Here is an 11,015-nt window from a genome sequence, read left to right on the forward strand (position 1 = left end):
CTGACGCACCAGCGTCTTGCGATACGCCTCGGGCATCCAGTCCTGCGGCTCGATCTTGCCGTCGGCCTGCATCACCGCGTCGAAGCGGGTTTGGGCGGCGGAGGCTGCGGCTTCGTGGCTTTCGGCTGCGGACGTCGCGCTGGGGAGGTCGAGGGATTGCGTGTACATGCGGGGCTCCGCCGTCTTTTTGAGATGCGATGGAGCGAGTATATCCATTAACCGACCGTCCGGTTGATTAATTTTGCATGCAACTATGTCCATATAGATAGCGTCGCGTTAACCCGGAACCGAGTCTGACCCATGAAGTCATCCGCACGCAAAAAAGCCCAGCCGAAAGCCGGACTGGGCAAAACCACCGGTGATTGGGTGGCAGAGGTCGCTTTCACGTTCGCGCAAATCGTGCGAAAGCGCATTTCGAGTTTTGTATGCAATCGACCAGAACCGCTCGCATTGCGGGGGCTCACCGCCGCTTCCTGACGCTCACTGCCCGAAGAACACGCCTTGCGTATCGACCCGCATGGTCGCACGGCCCGATTGCGCCGCCGCACCTGTCGAAGATCCGTATCCTTCTGCCCGCGCCTGCGCCGCACGCATATCGCCAACGCGCATTTCGGCCGCCTGCAGTTTCGCCGGGTACGACGCGTCTTCCGCGACCGGCGAATAACCTGCCTTCTGAAGTTGAACGAGTTCACCACTAAGTTCTGCACGGCCCACTGCCGCGCTGAACTGGGCGAACGATGCGAGCGGTGCGGACATCACCAGGACTGCGACGACTGCGTTGACCCACGATTTCATGATCCGGCTCTCCCCGTTTTCGATAAATCGGCCGACTCGCGGTTCGAGCCATGCCGAATGGACGACGCAGAGTGTGAGTGCACAGCTGCAAGCAATCATTCGTCGTGACGAAGAAGCATCTTTACGGAACTGGTAAGGATCGATCGGCGCGTGGTGGCGCCAACGATGCAGTGGAGCGAAAAGACCGTCGACCAAGCCAGCCGTCACCGTCATCGCGCGGTCAGTTTCGCGCAATGCAATGAAGACTCGCGCAATTATTCCGATATCGACAAAGATCATTCAACGGAAACGAGAATGATCTTCGGCAAGCGCGTCTTTACACTCCGTTCACAAGCTGCTTAAGACGAAACGGGCAGCACGATCAGAAATCCGAATCGGAGGTAGTCATCATGAAGACGTTCATTTCCGCAGTCGCCGTCGCCGCTGCCCTCGCCGTTCCCGCTCTGTCGTTCGCGCAGCAATCGGATGCGCCGCTGAGCCGCGCTCAGGTACGCGCCGAACTGGTCCAACTCGAAAAGGCAGGCTACAACCCGAACATCAGCGACCCGTCTTATCCGTCGAACATCCAGGCAGCGCAAGCCCGCGTGAGCTCGGAGCAGCTTGCGCAAGTGACACCCCAATCGAGCGCCTACGGTTCGGTCGCCAATGGTTCGTCGCAATCAGGCCGCATCACCGGCGTTCAGCCGCGGGCGCTCGGTACATACTTCGGCCAGTAAGTTCAGATAGCGTCGACAGACGCATCGCATAAGCAGCAATGCATAGGGCGACATCGTATCGATGTCGCCCTATGCGTTTTGCGTGCTAAATACATCATGCATGATGGCGTTTTGCACTTTGCATTATCGCTACCGACCTTGCCTGCTCAGACGCTCAATGTCAGTTCGCCGGAATAGTCACGACCGGCGACTTCGCCGTGTCCGTGACTTCCGCAAGCGCCATCAGATTCTGCACGACCGTGAACGCGTATTTCGAATCGAAGTCGCTGCGATCGATCCAGTAGTTGGCCTTGTCGTAGAGCACGCTCACGTACGCATCCTGCGGCGCCTTCTCGCCGACTCTCACGATGATCGTCGGCCGCGTTTCTCCGCCGATCAACCCGATGCCCGGCTTGGTCGCGCCGCTGCCCACCTGCTCGTCAGGAACGGCGATCTGCGCGCCGAGATCGGTGAGGATGCCGAGCACCGAGCGCGTGACCATCGGGATGCGGTTGTGGTCCGACGACTGCCCATAGACGATTTCGTAAGTCTTCATCTTTGGCGAGAGGTGCAGCAGTTTTCTGACGAGCGTGAGATCGTCGACGACAGCCTTGTTCGAACCGCTGCGCGTCGCGCCGAGCGTGATGAATACGCCGCCCTTGTCGGCGCTGTTGCCCTTCGCGGCCTTGTCGGGCTTGCCGCTCTTGTCGTCATCCGCGTTGCGCGTCTCGATGTTCAATTCGCCCGCTAGCTGCAGCCTGCGAAGCGCCTGCAGAAGCAGGAAGAACTCGGGCGACCCGGATGCGTTCGGCCCGCCCAACGCCGTGCCGTTCTGCAAGCCACTGATCGACTGCGCGGTGATGCGCAACAGCAGATCGATCGGAATGCCGCTTTCGGCGAGCGGCAAGACGAGTGTCGGCGAAAGCGGCCGGATATAAGCGCTGGCGTAGGCGTCGCCCGTGGTCGGCGTGAACGTGAAGGTCGGATGATTCGAGTAGGAGACGCTGCCCGTTGCCTGCGCGTAGTTCGGCTGCGCGCCGGAGCCGGCGTTGAGCACGACGCCGCCCGTCGTATCGAACGTGTACGCGGCGATGATGCTGCTCACCGTGAGAAACGACGGCGCATCGGCGAAGCGCAAGCCGACAATCGCGGCAAGAATTTCACGCTTCTTCGCATCGCCGAGCGCCCGGGCGTAATCGACCTGATCGGCCTTCAGGCGACCCGGGCCGATGCCAGCGCATCCCGCTGCGAGAAAGGCGACGGAGAGAATTGCGATCGATACGGCTTTCCTTGTCATGGCTTTATATGAGGGTGATGAGGAGGATCGTCGGCACGCAGCCGCGGAACACCCGGGCGGCGTCCGCAAATTTCATACCTTTGGACACGAACGATTCCATCCGGCGCGTTGCGCGCCGTCTCATCAACGACGTTGCGACTCGACGCCTTCGTCAGGCCCCGAGCAACGTCAGATCACGAAGCGCCGTGCCGCTGCGTGTTCGACTGCGCGTGCTCAGCCGGTGCGGATGGCTGAGCGATGTGCCGGCTCGCTTCCTTGTGTTGCGCGACGAGCGCATCGAGCCGGTCCTGCGCGAAGCGCGGACCGTCGTCGCGCGCGAAAGCTGGTGCGGCGAGCGTCGCCGCCGCAAGGACGATGACCGTGGCGAAAGGCGTTCTTTTCATGATTCACCCCGCGATTGAGCGCGGCAAGCCCCGGGCGTCGCCGCTCGACTAGCATCGCACATCGAGGGAAATGCTGCGCGGCGCGGCGCTTTTGTCGTACAAACGCTGGACGGCATGGTCTCGGAATTATTTAGCAACCCGTATCAATAAGCCGCTTTCATTCGCGCGCATGTGATCATTAGAAAAGATGCGGCGGCGTGCGGTCGGTCATGTCGCGCGGCAAGGTCTCGTCGAGCTCGAACTCCACACTCGGATAATCCTGCAGACGGCCGCTCACCTCCGCTTCGCGTTCGCTCGTGAACAGCCCGTCGAGATAATCGAACGTCAGCTTGCCGACGAGCGCCTTCAACGCAAGTTCGGCGCTGCGCTTCGGCTCCGTGGCGATATCGCCCGAATCCATGCAGGCGCAGAACTGGCCGTTCTTCGAATCCATTCCGCCGATGTCGATCACCTTGCCGTCGACGTTCTGCGCGAGCACGCGCTGCTCCACCGCAAAGAGTCTGAACGGGCGTTCGAGACTTGCGGGCGGCTCCGAAGGGGTTTCCCTGCTTTCACGATCGGCCATGGTGCGTTCTCCGGTATGCACATTGATCGAGACGGTGCAGCAAAGGCCGCGCCCGCCATCTGTGCATTGCAGCATCGACGCGCCTTTCTGCGCACGTCGCGCCGTCCTACGATGAACCATCGGCCACGCAATCGAAGGAGCTGTCACCGTGAATGGAACCATGAGCGGCAAAATCGCGGTCATCACCGGCGCGAGCCGCGGACTCGGACGCAATGCCGCATTGAAGCTCGCGCAGGCAGGCGCCGGCGTGATCGGCACCTACAACCGCAACGCGGACGCGGCGCGCTCGCTCGTCGATGAGGTCGCGAAATCCGGCGGCAAGGCGGCCATGCTGCCGCTCGACGTCGCGCATTGCGACACCTTTGCCGCTTTCGGCGACGCGCTGTGCAAGACGCTCGAAGATACGTTCGAGCGCGAGAACTTCGACTTTCTCGTGAACAACGCGGGCATCGGCATTCATGCGCTCTTCGCGGAGACGACGCCCGCGCAGTTCGACGAACTCGTCAATATCCAGCTGAAGGGACCGTTCTTTCTGACGCAGACGCTCCTGCCCTATCTGCATGAGGAAGGCGCGATTCTCAATGTGTCGAGCGGACTCACGCGTTTCGCGTTGCCGGGATTCGCGGCCTATGCCGTGATGAAAGGCGGGATCGAGGTGCTCACGCGCTATCTCGCGAAGGAACTCGGGCCGCACGGCATCACGGTGAACACCATCGCGCCGGGCGCGATCGAGACGGATTTCGGGGGCGGCGTCGTGCGCGACGATCACGACACCAACCGGTTCGTCGCGGACAACACGGCGCTCGGGCGCGCGGGTGTGCCGGACGATATCGGCGGCGCGATCGTGGCGATGCTCTCGGACGGCAATCGCTGGATGACGGCGCAGCGCGTCGAGGTATCGGGCGGGATGTTCATCTGACACGAGGAAATGCGCCGCGCGCGGACAAAAAAAACCGGACGCCGAGGCGTCCGGTTTTTTGCATGCCACATGCGTAATGCCTAATGCATCACGCCGCGAAGCATCGCTTAGAAGCGGTGGATGATACCCACGCCCGCTGCGAACATGCTGCGCGATGCCGACGGCGCGCTTTGGAAGCCATCGCCGATTGTCGCGTTGGCGGCCGTCTGACGGTTCGTCGACGTGTTCGACGGAACAGCCAGCGTGTTGCCGTTCGCGCGCTGGAATGCTTCCAGTGCGTACAGGCCCGTGCGCTTCGACAGCGAGTAGTACTGCGAGAGGTTGAACTGGTGGTACGACGCTGCGTCGTTGATGCCGTTCGCCTTGCTGGCCCACGTGTAGCTGTAGCCCGCTGCGAAATCCCATGCCGACGTCGCCTTCCAGTGCAGCACCGTGCCGGCCGTGTTGAACACGGCTTCGTCGGTGAAGCGCGAGTTCACGCCCGGAATGTACTGAACGTTCGTGTACGTGACGGAGATGTCCCACGCGCTGTTGAACTGGTAGCCGCCTGCAACCGCGAAGCGCTGCTGCGCTTGTGCGCGCTGGTAGCCAGCCGTCACCGCCGACACGCCCGGCTGACCCGAACCATCGGTCGCTGCCGTGCTGTTGATCGTCGTCGAGCTGCTGCTGTAGATGCCGCCGCCTTCCGCCGCGTTGTTGATGCGCGAGAACGCCACCGTGCCGCCGATCGGGCCTTGCTGATATTGCAGCGCAGCCGTCCAGGTCGAGCCTTGGTACACGCTGTCAGGCACGCCAGCGAAGGAGTACGAGCCGCTCACCGTCAGGCCGTAGAACTTCGGCGACGTGTAGACGATCGAGTTGTTTGCGCGGTAGATCGTGTCCAAACCGTCCAGATCGCCCGGGTGCGCGCCGAAGTAGCCGGTCAGCCAGTTCGTCGGGCTGTACGGCGAGAGCAGCGTGTAGTACGAGGTGTACTGGCGACCCGCAGTCAACGTACCGTATGCCGGGTTCGTCAGACCGACCCATGCCTGGCGGCCGAACAGCGCGTTGGTGAACTGCGCTTGTCCGCTGTTGATGTCGAAGCCCGATTCCAACTGGAAGATGGCCTTGTTGCCGCCGCCCAGATCTTCGGCGCCCTTCAAACCGAAGCGGCTACCGGCCCAAATGCCCGATCCGGTCTTGATGTTCGAGCGGCCCGGATTCGTCTTGGCCAGGTTGGTCTGGCTGCTTTGATAGACGATCGAATCGTCGACGATACCGTACAGCGTGACGCTGCTTTGCGCGAACGCCGGTGCCGCGGCGGCGAACGCCGTGGCTGCGACGATTGCTGCCTTGGTCATCGTGAAACCCTTCATTTTTTCTCCTCAAGCGGTGGGCAATTTACTTGCATGCGAGTCTTGGAACCGGTGCCGCCGTAGCGACTTCTTATGTTTCAACTCGTAACTTTTATCGCTGGCAAGTGTATGGCTTACAGTCCGAATCCGAAAGAAAGACGCGGTTTTGTGTCGTTTTTTTTCACTGTCTGGTTAACCAGTATTTTCTGGTTCGCAGATATTGGGCAAACGGTCACGAAACTGACAGAAAGCTGACAGCAATGTGGCGCGATGACGGTCCGAGCGGGGCCGAATCGACGGCGCGGCGGCTAGAGATAACGAGGGATTCGACCGCAGTCAGAAAGGACGCGGCTTGACGGGACAAGGCTTGTCCGCTTTCGGAGATACAAGCCAATTGCCATTCTTTGGGGACGGGAAACGCGATAGCCCGAACAGGCTCGCGGAAAATTCGCGTGCGTCGTGCAGGCGACGGTCGACGGCGCTGCATCGGAATAGATCTGACAGTTACCCGACGATGCGCAGACGCGAAATTGACATCGGGCGAACGCGCTGCAAGCTTGCGTCGCCCGACCGGGTCGGCTAGTGCTCGATCTTCGAGCGCAGTTCGCGCGCCGTTTCAAGCAGGCCTTCGTAGCCCGAACGCGCATGCGAGGGCAGATCGGGATCGCCGACGAGCGTGCCGAGCGTCTCGATGATGCTGTACAGAATGCCCTTCGCCGCGCCCGCCGCCATCTTGCCCGCGGCGTAGGACTCGTCGACGTGCGAGATGGCCGCATCGAAATGCTCGACGTCCGGATGCGCCTCGCCGATACCCGATGCGTCGTCGCGCGGCTTGGTCGGGTCGCTGTTCATGATGATGGTCCTCCGTGTGTGGTTTCCGCTCTCTGCTCTCTGTATAGCGCCGCGGCGCGAAGCGTGCAATCGGGTGCGAGCGAGGCACAGCGCCGCACGCCTCAGGATGCGGGCAGTTCCTGCACCGGCTGGATGACGTGCACGCGCCGGGCGTCCCGCGGGCCCCTGCCTGCGCCGTGAGGCACGCCGCGCTCCATCAAAAGCGCGCGCAGCTCGACGATGACCGGGAACACCTCGTGATTGTGGTCCGCGCCCTGCCGGTCGTGCGCCTCCTGCTCGCGCTCGACGATCCAGCGATCCTCCTCGAAGATGCGCTCGGTGAACCACACGAGCAAGGGCCACGCGGCATCGAGCAGGCCGGGGATTTTCGGGCGGCGAATCGACAACAGGCCGAACGTGCGGTTCGTGCGCTGCTCGGCGTCGAGCGGCACGTAGGCGATCCACAGGTCCATCACCATCGTGTCGTCCTTGGTGCGGATCTTGAGCGTCTGATACGGGTACTCGGTGCGGATCGTCATCACGTCCTTCTGGCCGTCGTCGGGCTTCGAGCCGCGCTTTTGCCCGAAGACGAGCGCTTCGCCGATCGGCTGCTTGCCCGCTTCGCGCGCGAACGTGTAATCGACTTCGATCCAGTCCTCGCCGCGCCGTCTGCCGAGCGAGCGCGCGCGCATGCTGCCCATCTGCCGCCGATGCAGGAACTGATGGTTCATGTCCATCAGATTTTCGTGCATGAACGAGTAGTGGCACTTCACCGCGCGGCCGAAGCGGCGCGTCTTGTATGCGCGATCGGTGGCGGAGCCGAGATCGGGAAACTTCGCGGCATCGGCGAGCGCCGGGTCGCCCGTGAACACGAAAACCAGCCCGCCCGCCTCGCGGCACGGATACGCGCGCACGCCGTTAGGCAGGCGTTCGCGTCCGAGATAAGGGATGTCGGTGCAGCGGCCGGTGCAGTCGTAGGTCCAGCCGTGATAGCAGCAACGGATCGATTCCCCGTCGACGACACCCGCCGACAACGGCACCTGCCGATGCGCGCAGCGGTCTTCCAGCGCGAAGACCTTGCCCGAGGCGGTGCGTACGAGCACGATCGGATCGCCCGCGAAACGCACGCCGTGCGCACGCCCCGCTTTCACCTCGCGCGACCACGCGAGCGGATACCAGTGATCGGGATGAATGTCGACGCGGCGCAGATCCCGCGGCGGCTTGGCGGGTGTATCGGTTGATCCGGCTTCCTGCTCGCCTTGCGGCAACGCTGCGTGCATGTACGACGCCTCCGGTGAAGGGAGATCGGTTTGAACGCCGCGAGCCGCGCGGCGCAATGAACGACCATTCGCAGTCTACACGGCGTCGCTCATTTCGGCGCGCGCCGGATTCTCGCGCTCACGCTTGCTGCCCGAGATGCGCGTGCAGATGATCGATCAACGCGCGCACCTTCGGCGGCAGAAAGCGATTCGGCGGATAAAGCAGCCACACCGGTCCCTGATACGCCCGCGCCTGCATGTCCCAGTCCGCGAGCACGGCCTGCACGCTGCCCGACGCGAGCGCATCGCGGGCGGCGAATTCCGGCAGCGCCGCGATGCCGAGCCCGTCTTCGGCCGCGTCCAGCCGCGCGCCCGCGTGATTCGCGATATAGCGCCCGCGCACCGCAACTGTCACCGTTTCGCCGTTGTTGCTGAAGCGCCAGCGGTTGTCGTCGGCGGTTTCGCCCAGATGGATGCAATCGTGCAGCGCCAGCTCGCGCGGATGCGCCGGCGCGCCACGCTCTCGCAGATAGCCCGCCGACGCGCACAGCAGCCAGCGCACGCGTCCGAGCGGGCGCGCGGCGAGCCCTTGCGGCGGATGGCTCGTCGCGCGGATGACGAGATCGACGTCGCTGTCGAGCGGATCGATATCGTGATCGCTGAAGACGAGCTGAAGATCGACATCCGGATACGCCGCGAGAAACGCCGGCACGAGCGGATGAATCACGGACTTCGCGTAAGCCGTCGGAGCCGACAGCGCGACGCGGCCCTGCGGCTTGCCCGACACCTGCCCCGCCGCATCGACCGCGCCGGACGCCGCCGCGGCCATGTCGCGGCAATGCCGATACACCTGAAGCCCCGACTCGGTAACGCGGATCTTGCGCGTCGAGCGCTCGAGCAGCCGCGTGGCGAGCGCCTCTTCAAGACGCTTGATCTGGCGGCTGACCGTCGACGGCGTGCTGCCCAGTTGCCGCGCCGCGACCGAGAAGTTGCCCGCATCGACAACGCGCGCGAATACGGCCATGTCCGGCATCAGGTCGAAAAGATCGGCGGGATTCATTTGTGCATTCGTGACAAGAAAGCTGTGCGACTGAAGCCGATTATCGCGCTGAACGCATCATTCGACAATGACGGCTACTTTCTCACGGAGCCGCTCCATGACCGTCCGACGCCTGCTTCCTCTTTCCGATCTCCTGCTCTTCGCCGTCGCGATGGTGTGGGGCAGCAGCTACGGCATCGTCAAGAGCGCGCTCGCGTTCTATCCGGTGCTGGGGCTGCTCGCGCTGCGCTTCGGCATCACGTTCTGTCTGCTCGCCGTCAACCTGCGGCATCTGCGGCACGCGAGCGCGGCGACCCTTCGCGGCGTGCTCGTTCTCGGCTTGCTGCTGCTTTCGATTTTTCTAGCGGAGACATTCGGCGTGCTCCATACGCGCGCCGCGAACGCCGCGTTTCTGATCAGCTTGTGCGTCGTGCTGACGCCGCTCGTCGAATGGGCGCTGCTCAGGCGACGCCCCGGCGCGGCCGAGTGGCTGGCGGTCGGCGTGTCGTTCGCGGGCGCGTGGCTGCTCGCGAGCGACGGCGCGCTGTCCTTCGACTTCAATGCCGGCGATGGGCTGATCCTCGCCGCCGCCGTGCTGCGCGCGCTGTCCGTTTGCGTGACGAAGCGCGTGTTGCGCGCGGCTCCCCTGCCCGCGCTTACGGTGACGGCGGTGCAGGCGGGCGTGGTCGCATCGGGCAGCGCGGTCATCGCGTTGGTTTTCGCGCCATCGCAATGGCAGTCGCTGCCCGCTCTCGCCGGTCACGGCATGTTCTGGGGATCGGTGCTGTATCTCGTGTGCGCGTGCACCCTTTTCGCCTTCTTCGCGCAGAACTACGCGATCGGCCGCAGCAGCCCGACGCGCGTCTCGCTCCTGATGGGCAGCGAGCCCGCGTTCGGCGCGCTCTTCGCGAGCGCGTGGCTCGGCGAACGTGTGTCGATGGCGGGCTGGATCGGCGGCGGGATGATCGTCGCGGCCTCGCTGATGGCGACCGTGTCCTGGCGCGGCATGCTCGCAGCGCGTCCGGGCGAAGCGTGAACGCGGACGTCGTTACGCGGGTTTTTTGAATACCACGCTGAAGTTATTGGCCGGCATCGCGACCGTCTCGACGAACGCGAGGCCGGCCTTCTCGCCAAGCGCCTCGACTGCTTCCATGTCACGCACGCCCCAGCGCGGATCGCGTGCGCGTAGTTGCTGATCGAAGGCTTCGTTGCTCGGGGCGGTATGCGCTCCATTGCGCCGATACGGCCCGTAGAGGTACAGTACGCCCCCCGCATCGAGACGCGCGCCCGCGCCGCGAAAGAGCGCCTCGGCCGCTTCCCACGGCGCGATGTGGATCATGTTGATGCACACGATGGCCGCCACGTTCGCGATGCCCCAGTCGTCGTTGCGCACATCGAGCACGAGCGGCGCATTCAGGTTGGCGAGCCCCGAGTGAGCGCGCCATGCGGCGATGGATTCGCGTGCTTCGGCATCGGCATCGCTAGGCTGCCAGACGAGGCCCGGCAGTGCAGCCGCGCAGTGCACGGCGTGCTGACCGGTGCCGCTTGCGATCTCCAGCACGACGCCGCTCTGCGGCAGGACGCGCGTGAGGACCGATAGAATCGCATCGCGATTACGTTCGGCGGCGGGCGCGCGGCGGCGCACGGCAATGTCGGGAGGCGGCGTATCGCCGGAGGCGGATGGTGTCGGATTCATTGCGAGAGCGCGTGCGGGCGCTTAACGGTCGATTCGCGACGAGCCTAATGGGACGCACGAAGACGCGTCAAGCGACATAACGGAGAACCGCCAATGCTGACCGGTGTAGGAGCAACATGAGAATGTCGTGTTCTAGCAAGATACAAATGTCGTGTTTTTGCGACCACTGGCAAGCTGGCGACTGACTGCACCACTGCAGGAG

The 11,015-nt window shown here is 63.6% G+C and carries 13 protein-coding genes and 1 pseudogene; 4 read left to right on the top strand and 10 right to left on the bottom strand.

The annotated features are described in order from the left end of the window. Positions 1-168: pseudogene (locus QCE49_RS06920) on the bottom strand (1,2-phenylacetyl-CoA epoxidase subunit A); the annotation flags it as partial. A gap of 132 nt (positions 169-300) precedes the next feature. Here QCE49_RS06920 and QCE49_RS06925 point away from each other — a divergent pair. Continuing rightward, entirely contained in the window at positions 301-477 is a 177-nt protein-coding gene (locus QCE49_RS06925; protein ID WP_250460728.1) for a hypothetical protein, read from the top strand. Positions 478-480: 3 nt separating this feature from the next. Here the strand turns inward: QCE49_RS06925 and QCE49_RS06930 are convergent, their stop codons facing one another. Beyond that, positions 481-1,074, bottom strand: coding sequence for a DUF4148 domain-containing protein (locus QCE49_RS06930; RefSeq protein ID WP_250460727.1), 594 nt, complete (start codon positions 1,072-1,074; stop codon positions 481-483). A 110-nt stretch (positions 1,075-1,184) separates the two neighbouring features. Here QCE49_RS06930 and QCE49_RS06935 point away from each other — a divergent pair, with 110 nt between their 5' ends. Then, a complete protein-coding gene (locus tag QCE49_RS06935; RefSeq protein ID WP_008349535.1) occupies positions 1,185-1,511 on the top strand; it encodes a DUF4148 domain-containing protein in 327 nt (108 codons plus the stop codon). Between the two features lie 160 nt (positions 1,512-1,671). On the opposite strand, the gene QCE49_RS06940 is transcribed toward QCE49_RS06935, so the two are convergent. The 3 genes from QCE49_RS06940 to QCE49_RS06950 all read right to left on the bottom strand — a co-directional run bounded on the left by QCE49_RS06940 (position 1,672) and on the right by QCE49_RS06950 (position 3,735). Further along, positions 1,672-2,787, bottom strand: a complete 1,116-nt coding sequence (locus QCE49_RS06940; RefSeq protein ID WP_250439788.1) for a hypothetical protein — start codon at positions 2,785-2,787, stop codon at positions 1,672-1,674. 173 nt (positions 2,788-2,960) lie between these two features. After that, entirely contained in the window at positions 2,961-3,170 is a 210-nt protein-coding gene (locus tag QCE49_RS06945) for a hypothetical protein (protein WP_250439790.1), read from the bottom strand. A 178-nt stretch (positions 3,171-3,348) separates the two neighbouring features. Further along, complete coding sequence (locus QCE49_RS06950; RefSeq protein ID WP_250460726.1) at positions 3,349-3,735, bottom strand: hypothetical protein; 387 nt, start codon at positions 3,733-3,735, stop codon at positions 3,349-3,351. A 160-nt stretch (positions 3,736-3,895) separates the two neighbouring features. Here QCE49_RS06950 and QCE49_RS06955 point away from each other — a divergent pair, with 160 nt between their 5' ends. Continuing rightward, complete coding sequence (locus QCE49_RS06955) at positions 3,896-4,654, top strand: SDR family NAD(P)-dependent oxidoreductase (RefSeq protein WP_008349527.1); 759 nt, start codon at positions 3,896-3,898, stop codon at positions 4,652-4,654. 107 nt (positions 4,655-4,761) lie between these two features. On the opposite strand, the gene QCE49_RS06960 is transcribed toward QCE49_RS06955, so the two are convergent. The 4 genes from QCE49_RS06960 to QCE49_RS06975 form a co-directional block, all read right to left on the bottom strand. Next, positions 4,762-6,009: a porin gene (locus QCE49_RS06960; RefSeq protein WP_008349526.1), complete on the bottom strand. Its 1,248-nt coding sequence runs from the start codon at positions 6,007-6,009 to the stop codon at positions 4,762-4,764. A 558-nt stretch (positions 6,010-6,567) separates the two neighbouring features. Next, positions 6,568-6,840, bottom strand: coding sequence for a hypothetical protein (locus QCE49_RS06965; protein ID WP_008349524.1), 273 nt, complete (start codon positions 6,838-6,840; stop codon positions 6,568-6,570). Positions 6,841-6,941: 101 nt separating this feature from the next. Continuing rightward, positions 6,942-8,099, bottom strand: a complete 1,158-nt coding sequence (locus QCE49_RS06970) for an aromatic ring-hydroxylating dioxygenase subunit alpha (protein ID WP_250460725.1) — start codon at positions 8,097-8,099, stop codon at positions 6,942-6,944. Between the two features lie 118 nt (positions 8,100-8,217). Then, entirely contained in the window at positions 8,218-9,138 is a 921-nt protein-coding gene (locus QCE49_RS06975; protein ID WP_034473457.1) for a LysR family transcriptional regulator, read from the bottom strand. Positions 9,139-9,235: 97 nt separating this feature from the next. Here QCE49_RS06975 and QCE49_RS06980 point away from each other — a divergent pair, with 97 nt between their 5' ends. Further along, on the top strand, positions 9,236-10,153 hold the full coding sequence (locus QCE49_RS06980) for a DMT family transporter (RefSeq protein WP_250460724.1): 918 nt from the start codon (positions 9,236-9,238) through the stop codon (positions 10,151-10,153). A gap of 12 nt (positions 10,154-10,165) precedes the next feature. Here QCE49_RS06980 and QCE49_RS06985 read toward each other — a convergent pair whose 3' ends face one another. After that, positions 10,166-10,813, bottom strand: coding sequence for a DUF938 domain-containing protein (locus QCE49_RS06985; protein ID WP_250460723.1), 648 nt, complete (start codon positions 10,811-10,813; stop codon positions 10,166-10,168). Positions 10,814-11,015: the final 202 nt, after the last annotated feature.

This window comes from Caballeronia sp. LZ008 (genome assembly GCF_031451435.1).
Lineage (GTDB): Bacteria > Pseudomonadota > Gammaproteobacteria > Burkholderiales > Burkholderiaceae > Caballeronia > Caballeronia zhejiangensis.